Origin of the sequence: Faecalicatena contorta, assembly GCF_001404335.1 — a bacterium.
GTDB lineage: Bacteria > Bacillota > Clostridia > Lachnospirales > Lachnospiraceae > Faecalicatena > Faecalicatena contortus_B.
Window position 1 is genome coordinate 1 of sequence record NZ_CYZU01000030.1, and the last position, 18428, is coordinate 18428.

The window sequence follows — 18428 nt, forward strand, 5'->3', positions numbered from 1 at the left end:
CACCACCTGCTGCTGCCTTGCCTCCATAAACTGGTGTACTTTCTCAAAAAAGAACTTTTTCAAGATTAACACTAACACAACCACGGTGATCAGCGAAAAAAGCAGGTTCCAGTTGATTGTAAGCAGATCCTGATATAATTGTACTTTCAAATCCGGCTGCCTCCCTTCTCTCTTATACCTTTCCCGACAGCATAATGGCGATAACGAAGGTCAGGACACCGATGGTCTCCATAATTGCCATACCTACAATCATACCTGTCTGGATCTTGCCTGCTACTTCCGGCTGCCTTGACATGCCTTCCAGCCCCTTGCTCAGTGCCAGCCCCTGCCCCAGGCCGATGCCCAGTGCTGCTAATCCCATACACATCCCGATTCCCAGTGCAACCATTCCCATATCTATTTCCTCCTGTAATCAATTCCTATTATTTTTTTCTTTCTCTGCTCCCTGCCCTTTTCTTCCGCAGGTGCCCTGTATGCCCTTCTATGCCGCACTCTGCAGCCGGGCCTGTTACTCGCTGTGTCCCACAGACATTATTTTGACTGCTGCACCGAGGTTTATCACGGTCAGCGTGGTAAATATGTACGTTTGGATTAACGGTTCCGCTATGTCAAAGATCGCATTCAGCGGCAGTACCGTAACCGCACGCAGAAACGGGACCGTCGTAATCATGTTGCTTAGGTGCGTCATCAGATGCAGCCACAGTTCGATTACGATGAACCCTCCCAGGATATTCCCGAAAAGCCGGAGCCCCAGGGAGATCGGTAATGTGCACTCCTCCAGGATCTTCAGCGGGAACATGAACGGGTACGGGTCGCACATCTCTTTGAGTTTCCCCTTTACCCCGTGCACTCTCAGTGAGTTGGCCAGGATCATCAGGAACGTCAGCCCTGACAGGGCAAACGCCACGTTTAAGTCCGCCGTAATCGGACGGATCCCAAACAGCCCCAGGCAGCTCGCACAGAATACGAACCCAAGGATGCTCCCCACATAGGGCGCATAGGACTTGTTCTCCTTCCCCATGTTGTTCTCCGTAAACTTATACACCCAGCCCACGATAAATTCCGCCACCACCTGTTTTCCTTTCGGCACCGTCTTCAGCCCGCTTCCGAGCCAGATCCCCAGCACCGCCAGTATCACGGCAATCACAAGTCCAAACAATGTGCTCTCTGTGATAAACAGCTTTCCCTCTCCGAAGCCCAATATAATCCGGGCGCCGAGTTCTTCCACGTTTATCATTGTTTTTTTACTCCTCCTATTCCATATACGATGAAAATAGCCAGCGATAAGCCTAAGATTCCTGCTGCATACATCAGCACTGCCGCCCTCCCGGCCCTCATGGACACGTACGCGGCTGCGATATAAAGCAGGTAACGGAAAAGAAATATCTGGACAACAAAAATATTCCTGACACCCAGCAGCCGGCCTACCGCCAATTTTAATAAGAAGTAATTAGCGAAGGCGGCTGCGGATCCCAGAAGCAGCCCAATCATGGCCTTGTATCCGGTTCCACATAGGATACCGATTATCCCGGACACTATAATATAAAGAATATAGATAGCTGCTAACTTACCGCTCTTATTGTCTTTCATTTTTCTCGTCCCTTTCTAAAGCCTATATGCAGTTATCTTTCAAATATAAGATTCCTCACCCTCTCCCATTTTATACTTTTTAGACGTCTATATTAATATGATCATATTCTAACATTTTCAATATGCAGTAAATAGTAAATTATGCTCACTTCATATCGAAGAAATTTGTTTAAAATTAGGACATCGCGCCTTTTCGAGTGTGATATTCTTGTTAAAATGTAACAACGCTTGCAAAGTATAACTTCTTATTATATAGTAAACATTATATAATACTCTGCTTACTTTGGTCACCTTGTTGGTAATTTTATTTTAGTACATTTTATCTGATAGATCAATTCAATTTATAATAACAATCATTCCATAATAGAATGATTGTTACTGTTCAGACCGTGCCATGCACCCCGCTGCACGACATCGGAGCCGATGATGTGATGGTCTCAGGGTAGGTGCCGTTACTGTGCAAGCCCACAGGGTGTGAACAGTAACGTATGATTTATAAGGAGTATTCCATACCACGCCCTATCTGATCCACAGACAAAACAGCCCAATCCCCACTCACTGCTTAGACAGGCATGTTTCATACTTCCAAGTTAAATATATGGCTTGATAGAAATAGGTCGGAGACTTTACTTTAAGTTCCGGCCTATTACATATTCTATAATAATCTATCCTGTATGAACCTGCCGGTTTATCTAAAAATAGGCACGGTTCAAGACCCTGCGCATATATAACGGCCCGTCCACATTTCATTGTGCATTTTGTTCAATAAATAGCAAGAGTTCTATTAATTATTATATATTTCTCCATGCATTCGGCGCAATTCTCATTTGTACATAGTATTATTCCATAATCGAATTGCATGCATAATGGCACTTTTATATAATACTTAATATATGAAGAACTTTCTACTGTCTGATTTTATTCTATTTGCTTAAGTATTATTTAGGAATATCACATCATATAATTTAGTATACACAGGAAACTTATCACGCATGAATCACGGAGGTACGGTCTATGACCCTTTCGCAGATAATGTATTTTTTAGCGGTTGTAAAATACAAAACCTTTACACAGGCAAGTGATGAACTGTACATATCTCAATCTTCTTTATCCAAACAAATTAAAGCACTAGAACTTGAACTTGGACATACTCTTTTTAACAGAGAAGCGAAAGAAAATACTTTAACTGCTGAAGGTGAGCGTTTTTTAGTCTATGCAAACAAGTTTTCCAAAGATTATGCCGCTATGATGTCCGACTTAAACCAAATGAATGGTGATTCCTACAAAAGCCCATTGGTTTTAGGTGTGCTGCCCATTATCAATGAGTATAATCTAAACGATGATATTGTTTTATTTCAAAAGTTAATTGCTTCTTCCAACAGCTATGTGAACCTGCTCGAGAGAGAGCAGGAAGAACTGGTAAATATGCTCCAGTTCAGACAGATCGATGCCGCTATCATCCGCATGGATTCACTGGATTTGTCCAAATATGAATATATTACATACATGGAGGAACCGTTGGTGATTATATATCCCGACCAGATGGAAGAACTGAATAAAGAATATGTCACGCTGGAGGAACTCGCCGATTATCCAATTATATGCTTTGACAAATCCTCCTCACTTCACAGAACCATTAAACATCTTTTCCACGAAAGAGGACTGTATCCAAAGTTCTCTTATATTTTTAAACATCATGAGCAGATTCTGTCCATGGTAAATGCAAATTTTGGCGTTGCTGTTATTCCCGGCAATTTAGTATCCACCTCAATGTTTCCCAATATCAGGGTTACACACTTTAAGAAGCCTGTCACATCAAAGATCTGTCTGGTGCGACCCAAAAATGTACCTATTACAGAGCCTTTGAATCTGCTCTTTCAGTATTTCGAGTCAACTTATCATGAGGCGAACAAAGAATAATGCCGTGGTTCTTATGAACACATTATAGCAGAGGATTTCTAGGATTTCCAACATTAAAATCTGCAAATTTGTATGAAATCCTGCACTTTCGGGAGATTTGTCTGGGAGTGTCGGGAAAACATACAGAATTAAAATATTTGATTGGAGCTTTTTCCCCATTTTTTATGATTCTCTATAACAGGGTGTGACCTGCATTACTTTCACACCCTTCCGTCTTTCTCTCCCGGTACTTAGCTAAAGATATCTATTCGCTTTCCTCCCCGAGCAGCCTCTGCAGTAGATCTCCGCACTTCTCAAGGACGATCTCGAGCTGCTCTGGCCTAAGGTTTTCCACATGGATTCCGCACGAACATACTACCGTACAATTTTGAGCCTTCGCCAACGCTTCCGAAAACAGCCGGGCAATGATATCATCTTTATGTCCTGCTCCAGTAAGTACTGAGGTAGTAACCCCGATGCCTTCACCCGTAAGGCTCGGCCTGGCAACCGTCATCACAACACTGCCTGCGTGCGGTGTGTCCCCGCCATATACAGCCAAAGTATAATCTTTGCCCATCCGTATGGCTTCACAAATAATAGAAAGGCCGTCAAATAATTCTTCTTTTAACACTCTTCTCCCGCCCCCATCCACGGCACGAATTTGTCATAGGTGATCCCGAACTGCATCAGCACTTTTCCAACAATATGGTTTATCTGATCCGCAATCGTCCCGGGCCGGTTATAAAATGTCAGCAGCGGCGGAACAATCACCCCCCCCATGTCTGCCGCCTCCTTTAGATTTCTGATATAGATCTTGCCCAATGGCATCTCCCTGGGAACAAGAACGACTTTGCGCCCCTCCTTCATACAGACATCAGCTGCGCGGAGAATCAGATTCTCCGCATATCCCGCCGCAATTCCGGCAAGCGTCTTCATACTGCACGGCATGATAATCATGCCGTCAGTCACAAAAGAGCCGCTGGATATACAGGCCGCCATATTATGCTCATCATGAATATGATCTGCTATTTTCACTAACTCTTCTATCGGAATGCTGCTCTCCAGTTCCCAGGTAATCCTTGCCGCCTCACTCAAAATTAAGTGCACTTCACAGTCTTCTATACTTTTCAACGCCTTTAACAGGTAGCCGCTCATCTCCACACCTGTGCCCCCGCATACTCCTACTGTTATTCTCATGCTGCCACCACTGCCTTTTTAAAGTCTTTACGGTCGCAAATCAATGAAACAAGCACGCCGAACACCAGCGCCCAGAATGCGCTTCCGATATTTAAAATGCTTACGCCGGACACACCAATGATCAGGGAAAAGAAGGCGCCGGTTTTGTACCGCCCGCTTTTAAAGCCATCCCGGAATGCACCGATCAGGACATTAATCATGGCAAGGCCTGCAACCGTATACACAAGGCTTAACGGAATCAGATTGATAAATGCCATGGCAAAAGAACTAAGTACGCCAAACACGATAAAGATTGCGCCATTGACAACCGACGCCGCATATCTGCCCTCCTTTGGACCGGATTCTTCCGAAGCACAGATTGCCGTCATGGGCCCTGCAATATTGGCATTATGTCCACCAAACAGACCTGTGCAGATTCCTCCGATACCACTTAAAATTGTCATACTGTTGGCTGGCACCTTATAGCCCTTTGCCTCCATAACGCCCATTGCCTGTGCCCCTTCCGCACCGATTACCAAAGCTGCAATCGGAACCGCACATGACAGGATCAGAGATGGCTCGAAGGAAGGTTTTACAATGTGGGGGGCAATATATGTGATTTCATTCATAGAGCCGCTGAATCCGCCAGTTACAACCACTGTAACAATACCGACAATCAATGCTGCCAGTACACCCGGAAACTTCTTAATAAAACATGGTACAATAAAAAATGCCAGCACTGCCAGACCGCATATTAACGTATCTGACTGTGTATATGTAACGATATTCACGCCAAACTTCAGCATACACCCTGCCACCATCGCCATTACGATTTCCATCGGCAATATTTTAATAATCTTCCCGACCAGGCCAGTCAGACCCAATATTAAAACGATGATACCAGCCAGAATGAACGCCCCTGCAGCCTGCGGGAACGTATATCCTGCAAGAGCCGTAGCCATCAATGTCGCCGCCGAAATTGCATAGGCGCCGCAGATCGGCATTTTATAATACAGCGACAAAAAACAGCCGATCAATCCGCCGAACACATAGATGCCAAACAGCCAGCTTGCCGTGTCCCTGGCAGAGAAGCCAACAGTAGTTGCTGCGCTGATAACAACCATTGCAGGTCCTGTACACCCGAAAATGGACGCAATCAGTCCGCTGCCAATTGTGCCCGCATTTAAACTTTTCGGCAAATCTTTAAGGCCCGCCCTTAGTCCAGGCCCTTCTTCTATAAATTTCATGATTACCCTCCTAAATAAGTATTGATTTCTTTCCTCTTTTTTCTGCGGAGTATACGGCAGGCTTTTATAACCTAAGCCTGCAATATTCCCCGCGGTCTCTTAAAATTTTTATCCCTTTATAATCTTAAAATCCATATTTTTTCCAGTTCTCAAGTACATGCTTCTGCAGTTCCTCTGGATATCCTCTGAAGGATGCTTCTACAGGCTGCTGCTCTTTCGGCCACTTGTGGAAAGGTGTCAGGCAGTTATAAATAACCCGGGTAGAAACGGATTTGCTCTTCTCATCCGCACTTAAATATGCAACAAGCGGGAAGATGTACTGATCCGGTATCACAATCCTTCTGTCCGGATGATGTCTGGTAGCTATTGCCCATACAAGCTGTTTCAGATCACTTGGATCAATGTCGTCATCCACAACCACGACCTTTGGCATATAGGACCCACCTTTTGATGCAAATACAGCCTTTCCGATCTCCAGAGCCAGCTGCTCATCGTCTTCTGTCTGTCGGTTTCTGTCTACGGAAACAACGAACCAGTGGGTTGCGGTCTCCATAGGAATGAAGCATTCCTTTATCGGGAATCCCTGTTTCTGCAGTACATTCTGAATGCTTGCCGCAATACTGATTCCCCAGTTGGTGTGATTTTCTTCAGTAGGAACGCCTGCCACACACAGCGGCATAATCGGATTATCCCGGTATGTCATAGCGGACGCCTTAAAGCACGGAACTGTCTTGCTGCGGCCTGACCATACATATCCGCCATACTCACCCATCGGGCCTTCCGGAACCATCTCATCCAGAGATGCAAAGCCTTCAATTATAATCTCAGAAGAAGCAGGTACAAGTAAATCATTTGTCTCACACTTGACCACATCAACAGCTTCACCATACCAGCCGCCGATCATTTCACCCTCATTCACTCCGGAAGGAAGCGGATATCCTGCGATCATAGCAATGGCAGGATCTACGCCCAGACAAAGTGCATATGGCATTTCCTTGCCAATCTTTTTCCACTCGGCATAAATCTTACCAAAATCCTGTGTCGGAATTACCACACCGGCAATGGTCTGCGGTCCGTCAAGCATTGCACGTGATATAGCCCAGTTAACCCATGAGCCATCTGGTGTCTGAGCAATGAAAATTCCATAAGTATTGATGTAACGCCCTCCGTCTCCATAATGAATGTGAGGCACCGGAAGCTTTGTCAGGTCAATCTCTTCGCCAAACAGCTTGTTTTGCTTACATGCGCCTGTTTCAACAAGACGCGGGGCAATGGGCTCTACATCCGGAAGTTGTGACCATTTTTCAACAAGTGCAGGGCCAGAAGTATCAGCAGGCAATCCAAGAGAAAGTGCCACACGTTTAAATGGATGTTCCTTATCAGGGCTCAACCCCACCGGCGCTCCCAGTACCTCAAATCCTGGTGTGCATTCCTTAATATTCTTAAAAAGAGGAGCCGGTGACGGCAGGTCATAGGCATATCTGGTAATAGCGCTCATTTCCATATTCCAGTCCACTTCCTGCTCTACTGTAACAATTTCCCCACACTCCCTCAGCTTTTCCACATATTCCCGGAAACTTTTAATTGGCTGCATAAAATTTGTCCTCCTTTAAAATTGAATTTGTTTGTTGATTAAATAGTATCATCCACACAGACAAATGAACACTTTACATATTTTATCGTTTCATAACCAAAATCAATAGTTCATAAATTTTATGGAAGCATAACTAAAATTTATACCTTTTTTACTGCAGCGTATCTGCAGTTCTGCCCGCAAAGCGCCAGTCTATGAGGAATTGCTGGGAATCTCCTATTCTGACCGCTACTGCCGGGCCGTCCCCTGAACACTGATCTGGGAACGTTCCCCATCTGCACCGCAATGATCACTCTGGAAAAAACAGTTCTGGTATGCTATCCTAAATTCGTAAGAAATAGCAGCAGTATACGATTCTAAGTTCTTAAGAAACACACACCATGTACGATATTTAATTCGCAGGGAACAAAATCACCAGATACAAAGGACGAGGGGGAAATAGAATGAACAGCAACCAATTGTACCATTTTAAGACGATTGCGGAATGCGGCAACATCACCAAAGCGGCTGAAGTGCTCTACATCACACAGCCAGCCTTAAGCACATCCTTAAGGAAGCTGGAGGAAGAGGTTGCAAGACCGCTGTTCATACGAGAGGGCCGGAATCTCAGATTAACAGAGAATGGCAAGGTTCTGCTAAACTATGCCCAGATCGTCACAGACGCCATTGAGCGTGCGGAGGAATACTTTAGTGTACACGAGGATTCCCAATCGGTGAACCTGTACCGCATAGGCGGTGTGGCGGGAAACCTGCTGACCGAAGAATGTTTTACCATGGAAGGTTTCCGTCTGAACTGTCTGCTTGTCTCCAACCAGGATCTCGTCAGAATTGCTTCGTCCGGTGTTGCAGATATTATAATCGCAGATGACAGGTACTTAAAAAATGCCGCACATAAGTATTCAGAAAAAGAACTGCTTTATCACCAGCACCTAATTCTTTCCGTATTGAAAGATGATCCGCTGGTAAGATTAAACGAGGTAAATGTAAAGGATCTGAACGGACTGTCGATGCTAGGACATGTGAATCCGCTGGGATTTGCAGCCTGGATAGATGAGATAAAGCGCGATAACCGCTGTGACTTTGTGAATGAAATTGCACTGGACAATATGACATATTTTGCAGAAAGGGATAAACTTCCCTGGCCTGTTTTTATAAGTTCTTTTGGAATCGGAACCGAAAGAGGCAAGGATTATTTTTCAAAAAGAAAGAGTATTAAAGTAACCGGCAGATATACAGAGCGGGATATTTTCATCTGGTATAACAAAAAAAGCCTGAAACGGCTGAAGCCGCTCATAGAAAAAATTAAGTCTAATGCTCAAAAAACGCTGGAACTGGATAACGCCTCAGGTTATTTATAGATTCAACCGGTAAATGGAATGCGGGGATAAGAGATGAGTATAAGAATCATGACTGCAAAAGAGGCTGTAAAGCTGGTGGAGTCTAATCGGACATTATGTACGGAAGGGTTTGTAGGCGCTGCCCTTGCGGAAGAGCTGCTTCTGGAACTGCAGAATCGTTACAGAGAAACGGGAAGCCCACGGGATCTGACTCTGATTTATGCCGCAGGTCAGGGAGACGGCGATGAGCGGGGGCTCAATCATCTAGGGGAAGAAGGGCTGCTCTCCAGAACCATCGGCGGTCACTGGAACCTGTCGGGCAGATTGCAGAAACTGGCTCTGGAAAATAAGATGGAGGCCTATAACCTGCCCCAGGGCGTCATATCCCAAATGTACAGGGATATTGCAGCGGGCAGGCCCACCATTTCCCATGTAGGTCTTGATACCTTTGTGGATCCAAGGCTGGACGGAGGAAAACTGAATACAGTCACCACAAAAGAAATGGTGAGCCTGATAGAAATTAACGGAAACGAATACTTAAACTATGACCAGCTTCCCCTGGACTACGCCTTTATCCGGGGAACCTTTGCAGATGAGCGCGGAAATATTTCTATGGAAAAAGAATGTACTAATCTGGGTGTTCTTGCAATTGCAGAAGCGGTGAAAAACTGCAGCGGAATGGTTATCGTCCAAGTGGAAAATGTAGTCAAAGCAGGGACACTGGATCCCCGTTATGTGAGAATTCCCGGCGCATTGGTCGATGTAGTGGTTCCGGTATCTGACAGGAAATACCATATGCAGACCTTTGGGACACAGTTTGATCCGGCTTTATCAGAAACTTCTGCGCTGTCCAGGAGATCCAAGCCGCTTAAAATGGACATCCGCAAACTGATCGGACGGCGGTGCGTCCTGGAGCTGACGGATGGAACCATTGTGAACCTGGGCATCGGCCTGTCGGAGATTGTAGCCGCGGTCGCTTATGAAGAAAGGATTGGAGAGACTGTGACTTTCACAATTGAGGGCGGGGTGACCGGCGGCATGGTCTTATCCGGCATGGACTTCGGCGCTGCGGCGGCCCCGGAATGTATAATGGATCAGGCATCTATGTTTGATTTCTATGACGGCGGCGGGCTGGATGAAGCGTTTTTGGGGCTGGCCCAATGTGACAGACTGGGAAATATTAATGTCAGTAGATTTGGTTCCAGAATTGCGGGCTGCGGCGGCTTTATCGATATCAGCCAGAACGCGAAAAAAGTGGTGTTCTGCGGTACCTTTACAGCAAAAAATCTGGAGGTAAAGGCAGTAGACGGAAAGCTTGTTATAGTCAGGGAAGGCGAGATTAACAAATTTGTAAATGAACTAGTGCAGGTCACTTTCAGCAGTGGGCGGGCGCGCAGATCAGGGCAGGAGATTCTCTATATCACGGAGCGTGCCGTGTTTGAGATGACAGCAGACGGAATTATACTTACTGAAATCGCTCCCGGAATAGACTTACAAAAGGATGTGCTTGACCACATGGAATTCCAATGTGCCGTCAGCAAGGACTTAAAATGGATGGATGCGCGTATTTTCCGGGAAGGAAAAATGGGGCTTGCGCCCCATTAATCTCATTTAGGAAGTTCGATAATCTTATCCAGTTCCAGTCCATGGAACACTCCTTGAAATGTAAGATGTGTCAACAGCTCTGCAAGATAAGAGGGGCTATACTTCATACCGTCTTCCAGCCATTTGCCTGTGATTCCGATATGGGCTGAAATAATGTACTGGATAAGGTATTCTTTAGGAATGGACAGACTATCGTCGCTGAACCTGCTCAGGATCTCAGTATAGGTAATCCGGGCGCTTTCCTCCATCTTCTGGCGGAAGGAAGAAAGACCGTTACTTCCAAGCATTACCCTAAAAAAGTCTGCGTTTTTTGCAATATATTCAAAGTGCTTTACATAGTATTTACAGCTTTTTTGGGAATTTAAGCCGGACTCCCTGGCATAGGAATCCGGCTTTGTTTCTTTCCGTAGCTGATAAAACATCTCCTCCACTATCGTGTCTAAAAAATCCTGTTTATCTTCAAATTGCGAATAAAATGTACTTCTGGCAACCTGTGCCTCTTCTACCAGGTCATGGACGGTAATCTCATCTATTGTTTTCTGGTTCATCAGATGAATTAGAGCCTCAACCAGATACTGGCGGCTGCGTCTTTTTCTGCGGTCTCCACACTCTTTCATTGATACCCCTCCTTGGCAGATTGATTTATATATATTATAAATCCAGTCAAGCCGTTTGTAAATGGGGTGCGTTTGTCACTGTTTACAGTCTCACCCGTAAACAGTGACGCGCGCTTAGGAAATTGAGGGTGCGTTCTTTACCGCACGGTGGGATTTTGCACCGGATGAGGCAGTGCCAAATCTGCCGGCGGCAAATCTGGTCAAGAAGGGTGTAATAACCGTAGTAAGTATCATAACCAGCGCAATCTGCGCGGTTGCCGTCTGCAGATAAGGCGCATGTTCGGGAACTGCCTGAGCGATCTGCGCAGGAGCACCGATTGCAAGCCCTGCTACGCAGCAGGTTGCTATAGAACCATACCCCGGACGGCGTAAAATCCACCGGTCTGTGAAAAATGACGGAATTACGCTTATGATGTAAAATATAAGAGTCAGAACCAGCCCCTGCAGGCCCGACCGGAATGCGGTTACAAGGTCTACAGATATTCCAAAGCAGAAGCCTAAAAATGGAAGCATAATCATGGATCCGGGCGCCATAAGTTTTCGGATATCTGCATCTAAATTCCCAAGCAGAATTCCCAGGAGAAACGGTACAAGAAGTGCTATGAGCGCCATATAATCAAAGGCTGCACCGCTGGCTGCTCCCAGAATCAGCAGGGGAATGGTGGGCATACAGGCCACATTCCAGAGTCCGAAGGCCGCATGATCAATTTCATCTCCATAAATTTTCGTGAGTGCAAGAAATACTCCGGGATTATTACTGGAAAGCACGGATACAAAGGCCATGGTTGATATGCCAAAAAATCCTTTAGCCCCAAAGTTGTGCATCAGCAGCATGCCCACGGCAAACGCAGCCGCCAGCTTTATAACCAGCAGAGTGCCATGGCGCTTTAAAACCGCTCCGACCTGCCGGACGGGTAGCTGGCTCCCTATGATAAAGAGCAGCAGCCCGGCAAGACACATGGTCCCGGCTGATGAGAAAAGCGCCGTGGTTGGTCCCCCGATTTCAACGATTCCCGGGGCCCATGTATGTATGACCGCTGCGATCAGCAGGGGACCGACCATGAGTCCCCCAGGAAACTTTTCCACCGTTTTTAAGATCTTCAAGATATCCCTCCTATCTTGAATTTTACACATCCAGCCTCTGCCTCAGTTAGCCGGCTTTTTCTGCCGGATAACTGATTACAGGCGGACGGCACAACGATCAGATATCTAATTTAAGAAGTTCAGCGGCATTTGTCCTTCCAATCCGAATCCTGTCTGCATAGCTGAGCGGTACGTTGTCAAACCAGGTGGCAGCCTCATCAAGACTCTCATACGGAGTATCTGAGGAGAACATAACATGCGTGTTGTCGCATTCCATCAGGGTATCAATAAATGCTCGTGTGTGGAAATGGCCGCTTGTTGTCATATAAACGTTCTTTTCCATGTATTCGGTTAACGGCTTTTTATGGGCGCCGCAGGCTTTCTGATTATTCAGGCGGTGCTGGAGACGCGGAAGCCCGAATGGAAGTCCCTCACCCAGATGTCCCAGAATCAGTTTTGCCGTTGGAAGCTCATCAAAGATACCGCTGCATAACAAGCGGATCGCGTGGAGGGCCGTCTCGGCGCCGAATCCCCATGCTGAGCCTAACAGTCCCTCATAGCCCTGGTATGCCCGCTGCTGGTTCGGTACCGGATCACGGGGATGCAGATAGAGCGGAACATCCAGTTCCACAAGTTTCTTCCAGAAAACAAAATTCTGTTTTTCATCCAGATATTCTACGTTATTCTTGTCATTCTTCATAGTATAGCCGTTAATCAGTGCCCCCACGAATCCCAGTTCTTTAACACAGAATTCCAGCTCTTTGCAGGCAGCTTCGGGATCCTGCATTGCTACTGCTGCAAAAGCGTTAAAACGTTTGGGATATTTCTGTATGTAATTTTCATAAATCCAGATATTCATCTCATGGGCGCGTTTTACCGCTTCTTTTGTATCCAGGACTTCCTGGATACCTGGCTGTGTCAGGGACATGATAAACATTTCAACTCCGTTACGGTCCATATCCGCAATGCGGATATCTGCAGAGTGTAATCTTGCCTTAACGGCCTCGAAATAATCCTCTTTATTTCTGGCGGTCTCATTTTGCGGATCGCCTGTGGCTTCCCACTGAGGGGACTCGTAGTGTTCTTCCAGAGCAATCTTGCCATGCATGATTTCCTGCCCGTAAGGAGCAACATAGTCTTTTATATATTCTTTTCTGAATTCAAAACTCATATTAAATACCTCCTGAAAGTTTTTTGGGAAATCTTTTGCGCGCCAGATTTCTGTTGTTTATGGGTATATTATAGCAATGGATTTTTTGAATTGCCAGCCTCAGAAACCTCGTTTTTGTAGGGATTCCTCCATTTTCAGAAGGAATGTTCGGGAAGATTGTGATAACAAACATTTTTGATGAAATTGTCCGATGCATGGGTGCTCTGCCGTATGTAATTAAAGCAAAAAAGGCCTTACACCACGTAGTTCATAAAAAACGCTGTAAGGCCCTGGAAATATTCCTGTCCAAAATTTACTTTTTCTCTTAATCGTCCCTGTATTCTTCCACAATTAACCTCTTCTAAGCCTTCTTCGGAAGGAAAATTCTCTGTTTAAAATCTTCCTCATATATTCTCACAGCCTCTTCTTCCGTCAGTTGAGGCAGCTGTTCGCAAAACTCATTTCCGCTGTTCTGCTCAATATACCTCAGCATTTCAAATATTGTATTCTGCATATCAGTACCTCCTCTCACATTCAGGTCCGGCTTTGCTCTGCTTCTATTATAATTTTACCGCACATAACGCATAAAATATATTTCCTTAACGACTGTTTTATGGTAAAATATCGCCATAATGAAAGATGCACTCTTAAACCCGTCACTGTAAAGCGGCTGCCGGGATTAAACCATAAGGAGAAACCGGATGTTTCCTGAAGACTTAATGTTCGCTTCGAATAAACAAGAAAAGATATTTGAAATGAGGCCAGAATACCCTTTTATTATCAGACATGTCTATCCGCAGCGCGGAAAATCCATGATCGCTCCGTGGCACTGGCACGAGGAACTGGAGTTGATTTATGTCCAAAAGGGAGCCGTGACTTATCATACTCCGCAGGTGAGTCTGCGGATCGAAGAAAAAAACGGCCTTTTCACAAACAGCAACGTATTGCACCAGGTTCTTTCCTCTGAACCCGATTCAGAAATCTTTTATAAAGTATTTATGTTTCGTAAAAATTTTCTTGCAGAAGAAGGAAGTTATCTCGATAAAAAGTATGTCAGCCCTCTGCTCCAGGCGAATGCCGCATCTTCCCTTTTGTTGTCCCAGTCTGATCCTGCCCGGAAAAAGATTCTGGAACAGCTGCTCGAGCTATCCGAATTGAATCAGATCAGGCCCTTTGGATATGATATGAAATCCAGAAATCTCATGTCCGACATCTGGCTGCACATAGCGGAGATTAGTAATATACCGCCCGATCCGGTTCCTGCATCCTCCTCACTCCGGGAAAACCGGCTAAAAAAAATGCTCCTGTATATACAGGAGCATTACATGCACGATCTTACATTAAAAGACATCGCTAATGCGGCGAACATTAGTGAGCGTGAGGCACTGCGCTGTTTTCAAGAAGGCCTCCATACATCCCCGTTTGTTTACTTGGGAGAATACAGAGTTCAAACAGCATGCGGCCTGCTGCGCAATACCTCAGACAATATAACAGATATTGCGCTCAGATGTGGCTTTGCTTCCAGCAGTTATTTTGGGAAAGTCTTCCGGAGACATATGGGCTGTACGCCTTATGAATACCGGAATCGTTAACCGCAGTGAGTTTTTAAAATACTGCATGCCAGGCAGACCTGCTGCTTTTTGCTCTCTTCAATTTCATTTTACGGCGTGCTTCTTTTTATAATCGCACCCAAATGCATCCGCAATCTTCATTATTTGAACAATATCCTCTTTTTGGCATGTCCTGCTGCATGCCTGCCATGAGTCTGCTTCCAGAGACTCTTCTGCAATCTGCTGTAAATTTTCTTCCGTAAGTTCAATTGACATATCCTCAAAGCAGACTGGTATTCCAATCATAATGCAAAAGTTAAGAACTTCTTCCAGCGTTTTAGTGTCATAATGCTCGGCAGCCAACTGGCATATTACACCGAATCCTACACGTTCTCCATGCATCAGGTTTTCTCCCTCCGGAAGCACGGTGATGGCATTTCCTATCGCGTGGGCAATCGAACATCCTACATTCTCAAATCCCAGCCCGCTCATTAGAATATTACATTCGATGATATTTTCCAAGGCGGGAACGCACAAATGTCTTTCACATGCCAGTTTAGCCGCATATCCATCCTGAATCAGTGTTTCATAGCAGCATTTTGCAATGGCCCGGCCGCTTACTGTTGAAACAAACGGCTTTTTATCACACCATACATAATTTTCATGTCCGCTCTGTATATTTGACAAACCTTCAAAATAGGTTGACAGCGCATCGCCCATTCCCGCAGTCAGGAACCTTGCCGGAGCCTGTGCAATTATCCTGCTGTCTGCAAGCACCAGATCTGGATTCCTTTTATGAAGCATTATCTCATTCATTTTACCGTCTTCACTGTAAAGAATCGACATCGCACTGGTTGGCGCATCTGTGGATGCAATTGTCGGGCAGATCAGAAGCGCACAGTCCATCCGGGCCGCGGTCACCTTTGCAGCATCGATGGATTTACCGCCTCCGATTGCAATCACTGTATCAATTTCAGTTCCCACTGCCTGTTTCTGAAATTCTGAAATTTTGCGGTGTGTTATCTCTCCTTCATACGCCCCGCAGCTGAACGTACTTTTACTGTTCCGGTACAAAGCTTTCAGTTTTTCTTTCCACTCATCATAAAAAAATACATCAATAATATAAAAGTGTGCTTGTCCAAATTCACTCGCGTAACTTTCAATCTCTTCCAAAAGGCCGGGGCCCTGTATGTAATGTCCTACGGACCCCCATGCCCGGTAATTTGTATTTCTTCTCATTCTTTTTTTATCCTGCCATTTCTACCGGCCGCGTCCTATTTCTCCATATTTGCTACCCGGATTCCTTTTCCAAATAACCCTTCCCAGTCTTCTTTAAAAGTATCAAGCGTCTTTTGTGTCATAGGATGAACCGCCATTGTATCCAGCATTTCCAGAGTAACCGTAACATTATCTGCACCGGCCAAAGCTGCTTTTTCCAAATAAACTGCACTTTTCAGAGATGCAGCCGACACCTTGCATTCCAGTCCCTCCAGCACAAAGGCATCTTTTATTTTTTTCACGACTCCGATTCCATCTCCTCCGGCATTGTCAATACGGCTGACATATACTGCGACGCAGTAAGCGCCCGCTTCTGCCGCAAGCATTGCCTGGTTAAAATCATAAATAGCAGTACAGGAACATAAGATCCCCTCTTCTTTTAACAGGCGGATCGCCTTATACCCCTGCGGGCATGCCGGAATCTTTATGAACGTATTTCCCTTGATTTCTTCCCGGATTCTATGCGCATCCTCTATCATTTCCTCCGCCGTATCCCCCATCGCTTCGAGATAAAAGGGATACTCCTCTCCGATGACTTCGCGTATCATTCTGGCATTTTCCAGAAATGTTCTCCCCGTCCCTTTCAGGCAGCGGACAGCAATACTCGGATTCATACTGAAACACCGGACCGGGTATAGATCCACCACCTTTTTTACCATTTCCAAATCACCCGTATCTAAACAATATTCCATGTCTTGTCTCCCTCCACTATTATGTTATCCTAAAATTTTTAGAGCGCCCAATATAACTGCCAATATCATAATTCCAATCACCTGCACTAAAACATTCACATGTTTTCTATTCAGCTTGTACAAGCCAAGCGTGACGGCAAGCGGGAGCAAACTCGGGAAAATACTGTCCAATGTCTCCTGCAGCGAAAAATTTGTATCGCTGATATTAAATGCAATGGGAGTTGTCACCGCCACTGTGGAAGCCACCATGGCTCCAATCACCATCAACCCTACAATGGACATTGACAGGGTCAGCTTATTCATTAAATCGGATTCTGACAATTTGCTGATAATCTTATTTCCAAGACCATACCCGAACTTTATACCAAAATAACGCAATGCAATTGTCGGAATGTTATAGATAAGCAGGAACAAAATCGGTCCCAGAATACTCCCGCTCATACATAGCCCTGCCGCAATTCCTGTTGCAATAATACGCAGAGTCCCGGCGATCAGGGAGTCTCCGATACCTGCCAGCGGCCCCATTAAAGATACTTTCATCGCGCTGATAGAAGAGGTATCAAAATTTTCGTTATTTGCATTCTCTTCTTCCATGGCGGCAGTGATACCAAAGATAAAAGGCTGCATTGTGGTCTGGCAATTATAAAATTCCATATGCCTCTCATATGCCGCAATCCTGTCCTCTTCCTTGTCATACAGTTTATTGATTACAGGAATCATGGCATACTCAAATGCCATGTGCTGCTGCCTTTCATAATGCCATGCGTGAGAAGTGGTAAATGTTCGAAAGAACCCCTTTTTCAGTTCTTTCTTTGTCAATGTTTTTCTAGAATTCGTTGTCATCATCTATCCCTCCTTGTACTGCTGATTTCTGAGCCGGCATAAAATCTTTTGCAATCAGTAAAATACCTACTATTACAACTGAAAAGCATACAATACCTACCGTAGACACACCCAAATATGCGCTTAATAAAAATCCAAACAGGAAGAATACCGCAACCTTTCTGGACATGATCATGCTGATCAGCTGTGCAAAACCAAGTGCAGGAAGAATTCCTGCTGCAATGGTAATTCCAGATGTCAGCCAGCCCGGAATCGCAGATACTACTGCCTGTACAGCATCCCCTCCGAACAAAAATGCAACAAACGCAATCACTGCAAATGTAAGATCAAAGAGGAAACCATTGGACAGGAAAATTGCTTCTATTTTCTTATACTTTCCCTCTTCTGCAAACCGGTCTGCCGCCCTTGCCATTATCGGTGTAATGACTCCGTAAAACAGATTGACAACAAATGCGGATAAAATTGCTGCCGGCATGGCAATCGTAATTGCAGTCTCCATTCCATTCCCTGTTGTAATTGCAAAAGCAGTACCCAGTACAGAACCAACGATCATATCCGGAGGAATGGAAGCCCCAATGGCATACATTCCCATAAATACCAGTTCCAACTGGAAGCCGATCATGACGCCGGTCTTGACATCTCCCAGGATAATTCCAACCAGCGCCCCCAGTACCAGAGGCCTGCCAAGCATCGCGGTCCCCACAAAATAATCCGCTTTTCCGATAAATACTACAAGACCAACCAAAAGTGCCTGTAACATTTGTTTT

At 45.3% G+C, this 18428-nt stretch carries 19 protein-coding genes; 4 read left to right on the top strand and 15 right to left on the bottom strand.

The window, feature by feature from the left end; all coding sequences use genetic code 11:
• Window positions 1-172: 172 nt before the first annotated feature.
• From atpE to ARB69_RS14970, 3 genes are all read right to left on the bottom strand, one after another.
• Window positions 173-394, bottom strand: a complete 222-nt coding sequence (gene atpE, locus ARB69_RS14960; RefSeq protein WP_025657872.1) for an ATP synthase F0 subunit C — start codon at window positions 392-394, stop codon at window positions 173-175.
• A gap of 114 nt (window positions 395-508) precedes the next feature.
• Window positions 509-1237: a F0F1 ATP synthase subunit A gene (locus ARB69_RS14965; protein ID WP_025657886.1), complete on the bottom strand. Its 729-nt coding sequence runs from the start codon at window positions 1235-1237 to the stop codon at window positions 509-511.
• Window positions 1234-1590 (bottom strand): hypothetical protein, encoded by a 357-nt coding sequence (locus ARB69_RS14970; protein WP_055153989.1) that lies wholly within the window; start codon window positions 1588-1590, stop codon window positions 1234-1236. The genes ARB69_RS14965 and ARB69_RS14970 overlap by 4 nt, the downstream gene beginning before the upstream one ends.
• A 1014-nt stretch (window positions 1591-2604) precedes the next feature.
• On the opposite strand from ARB69_RS14970, the gene ARB69_RS14975 reads away from it, so the two are divergent.
• Window positions 2605-3510, top strand: coding sequence for a LysR family transcriptional regulator (locus tag ARB69_RS14975; protein WP_025653598.1), 906 nt, complete (start codon window positions 2605-2607; stop codon window positions 3508-3510).
• Between the two features lie 244 nt (window positions 3511-3754).
• Here the strand turns inward: ARB69_RS14975 and ARB69_RS14980 are convergent, their stop codons facing one another.
• From ARB69_RS14980 to ARB69_RS14995, 4 genes are all read right to left on the bottom strand, one after another.
• The gene (locus ARB69_RS14980; RefSeq protein WP_055153991.1) at window positions 3755-4120 is read right to left on the bottom strand and encodes a hypothetical protein; all 366 of its coding nucleotides are present in this window, start codon (window positions 4118-4120) and stop codon (window positions 3755-3757) included.
• Complete coding sequence (locus ARB69_RS14985) at window positions 4114-4686, bottom strand: UbiX family flavin prenyltransferase (protein WP_055153993.1); 573 nt, start codon at window positions 4684-4686, stop codon at window positions 4114-4116. The genes ARB69_RS14980 and ARB69_RS14985 overlap by 7 nt, the downstream gene beginning before the upstream one ends.
• Window positions 4683-5912, bottom strand: coding sequence for a benzoate/H(+) symporter BenE family transporter (locus ARB69_RS14990; protein ID WP_025653600.1), 1230 nt, complete (start codon window positions 5910-5912; stop codon window positions 4683-4685). The genes ARB69_RS14985 and ARB69_RS14990 overlap by 4 nt, the downstream gene beginning before the upstream one ends.
• A 124-nt stretch (window positions 5913-6036) precedes the next feature.
• Window positions 6037-7506, bottom strand: coding sequence for a UbiD family decarboxylase (locus tag ARB69_RS14995; protein WP_055153995.1), 1470 nt, complete (start codon window positions 7504-7506; stop codon window positions 6037-6039).
• A 443-nt stretch (window positions 7507-7949) separates the two neighbouring features.
• Here ARB69_RS14995 and ARB69_RS15000 point away from each other — a divergent pair, with 443 nt between their 5' ends.
• Window positions 7950-8864 carry a LysR family transcriptional regulator gene (locus ARB69_RS15000; protein ID WP_025653602.1) on the top strand — a complete coding sequence of 305 codons (915 nt, stop codon included), beginning with the start codon at window positions 7950-7952 and terminating at the stop codon, window positions 8862-8864.
• 33 nt (window positions 8865-8897) lie between these two features.
• Window positions 8898-10448, top strand: coding sequence for an acyl CoA:acetate/3-ketoacid CoA transferase (locus ARB69_RS15005; RefSeq protein ID WP_025653603.1), 1551 nt, complete (start codon window positions 8898-8900; stop codon window positions 10446-10448).
• 2 nt (window positions 10449-10450) lie between these two features.
• Here the strand turns inward: ARB69_RS15005 and ARB69_RS15010 are convergent, their stop codons facing one another.
• The 4 genes from ARB69_RS15010 to ARB69_RS26740 all read right to left on the bottom strand — a co-directional run bounded on the left by ARB69_RS15010 (window position 10451) and on the right by ARB69_RS26740 (window position 13812).
• Window positions 10451-11065, bottom strand: coding sequence for a TetR/AcrR family transcriptional regulator (locus ARB69_RS15010; RefSeq protein ID WP_025653604.1), 615 nt, complete (start codon window positions 11063-11065; stop codon window positions 10451-10453).
• Window positions 11066-11179: 114 nt separating this feature from the next.
• A complete protein-coding gene (locus ARB69_RS15015) occupies window positions 11180-12169 on the bottom strand; it encodes a 2-keto-3-deoxygluconate permease (RefSeq protein ID WP_025653605.1) in 990 nt (329 codons plus the stop codon).
• Window positions 12170-12266: 97 nt separating this feature from the next.
• Window positions 12267-13319, bottom strand: coding sequence for an amidohydrolase family protein (locus ARB69_RS15020; RefSeq protein WP_240285560.1), 1053 nt, complete (start codon window positions 13317-13319; stop codon window positions 12267-12269).
• A gap of 340 nt (window positions 13320-13659) precedes the next feature.
• The gene (locus ARB69_RS26740; protein WP_153920760.1) at window positions 13660-13812 is read right to left on the bottom strand and encodes a hypothetical protein; all 153 of its coding nucleotides are present in this window, start codon (window positions 13810-13812) and stop codon (window positions 13660-13662) included.
• A gap of 187 nt (window positions 13813-13999) precedes the next feature.
• On the opposite strand from ARB69_RS26740, the gene ARB69_RS15025 reads away from it, so the two are divergent.
• Window positions 14000-14890 (top strand): AraC family transcriptional regulator, encoded by an 891-nt coding sequence (locus tag ARB69_RS15025; protein WP_025653607.1) that lies wholly within the window; start codon window positions 14000-14002, stop codon window positions 14888-14890.
• Between the two features lie 63 nt (window positions 14891-14953).
• Here ARB69_RS15025 and ARB69_RS15030 read toward each other — a convergent pair whose 3' ends face one another.
• Genes ARB69_RS15030 through ARB69_RS15045 form a run of 4 tightly spaced genes read right to left on the bottom strand, consistent with a single transcriptional unit; the run spans window position 14954 to window position 18421 of the window.
• Window positions 14954-16087, bottom strand: a complete 1134-nt coding sequence (locus ARB69_RS15030; RefSeq protein ID WP_055153997.1) for a glycerol dehydrogenase — start codon at window positions 16085-16087, stop codon at window positions 14954-14956.
• A 35-nt stretch (window positions 16088-16122) separates the two neighbouring features.
• Window positions 16123-16818, bottom strand: a complete 696-nt coding sequence (locus tag ARB69_RS15035) for a transaldolase family protein (RefSeq protein ID WP_050638977.1) — start codon at window positions 16816-16818, stop codon at window positions 16123-16125.
• Window positions 16819-16842: 24 nt separating this feature from the next.
• A complete protein-coding gene (locus ARB69_RS15040; protein WP_081732957.1) occupies window positions 16843-17664 on the bottom strand; it encodes a PTS system mannose/fructose/sorbose family transporter subunit IID in 822 nt (273 codons plus the stop codon).
• Window positions 17645-18421, bottom strand: coding sequence for a PTS mannose/fructose/sorbose/N-acetylgalactosamine transporter subunit IIC (locus tag ARB69_RS15045; protein ID WP_025653611.1), 777 nt, complete (start codon window positions 18419-18421; stop codon window positions 17645-17647). The genes ARB69_RS15040 and ARB69_RS15045 overlap by 20 nt, the downstream gene beginning before the upstream one ends.
• Window positions 18422-18428 lie beyond the last annotated feature (7 nt).

What these genes read in the sequence shown, in the direction of transcription:
- atpE (WP_025657872.1), bottom strand. Translation starts at nt 394, where the DNA reads ATGGGAATGGTTGCACTGGGAATCGGGATGTGTATGGGATTAGCAGCA.
- ARB69_RS14965 (WP_025657886.1), bottom strand. Translation starts at nt 1,237, where the DNA reads ATGATAAACGTGGAAGAACTCGGCGCCCGGATTATATTGGGCTTCGGA.
- ARB69_RS14970 (WP_055153989.1), bottom strand. Translation starts at nt 1,590, where the DNA reads ATGAAAGACAATAAGAGCGGTAAGTTAGCAGCTATCTATATTCTTTAT.
- ARB69_RS14975 (WP_025653598.1), top strand. Translation starts at nt 2,605, where the DNA reads ATGACCCTTTCGCAGATAATGTATTTTTTAGCGGTTGTAAAATACAAA.
- ARB69_RS14985 (WP_055153993.1), bottom strand. Translation starts at nt 4,686, where the DNA reads ATGAGAATAACAGTAGGAGTATGCGGGGGCACAGGTGTGGAGATGAGC.
- ARB69_RS14990 (WP_025653600.1), bottom strand. Translation starts at nt 5,912, where the DNA reads ATGAAATTTATAGAAGAAGGGCCTGGACTAAGGGCGGGCCTTAAAGAT.
- ARB69_RS14995 (WP_055153995.1), bottom strand. Translation starts at nt 7,506, where the DNA reads ATGCAGCCAATTAAAAGTTTCCGGGAATATGTGGAAAAGCTGAGGGAG.
- ARB69_RS15000 (WP_025653602.1), top strand. Translation starts at nt 7,950, where the DNA reads ATGAACAGCAACCAATTGTACCATTTTAAGACGATTGCGGAATGCGGC.
- ARB69_RS15005 (WP_025653603.1), top strand. Translation starts at nt 8,898, where the DNA reads ATGAGTATAAGAATCATGACTGCAAAAGAGGCTGTAAAGCTGGTGGAG.
- ARB69_RS15010 (WP_025653604.1), bottom strand. Translation starts at nt 11,065, where the DNA reads ATGAAAGAGTGTGGAGACCGCAGAAAAAGACGCAGCCGCCAGTATCTG.
- ARB69_RS15020 (WP_240285560.1), bottom strand. Translation starts at nt 13,319, where the DNA reads ATGAGTTTTGAATTCAGAAAAGAATATATAAAAGACTATGTTGCTCCT.
- ARB69_RS26740 (WP_153920760.1), bottom strand. Translation starts at nt 13,812, where the DNA reads ATGCAGAATACAATATTTGAAATGCTGAGGTATATTGAGCAGAACAGC.
- ARB69_RS15025 (WP_025653607.1), top strand. Translation starts at nt 14,000, where the DNA reads ATGTTTCCTGAAGACTTAATGTTCGCTTCGAATAAACAAGAAAAGATA.
- ARB69_RS15030 (WP_055153997.1), bottom strand. Translation starts at nt 16,087, where the DNA reads ATGAGAAGAAATACAAATTACCGGGCATGGGGGTCCGTAGGACATTAC.
- ARB69_RS15035 (WP_050638977.1), bottom strand. Translation starts at nt 16,818, where the DNA reads ATGGAATATTGTTTAGATACGGGTGATTTGGAAATGGTAAAAAAGGTG.
- ARB69_RS15040 (WP_081732957.1), bottom strand. Translation starts at nt 17,664, where the DNA reads ATGATGACAACGAATTCTAGAAAAACATTGACAAAGAAAGAACTGAAA.
- ARB69_RS15045 (WP_025653611.1), bottom strand. Translation starts at nt 18,421, where the DNA reads ATGTTACAGGCACTTTTGGTTGGTCTTGTAGTATTTATCGGAAAAGCG.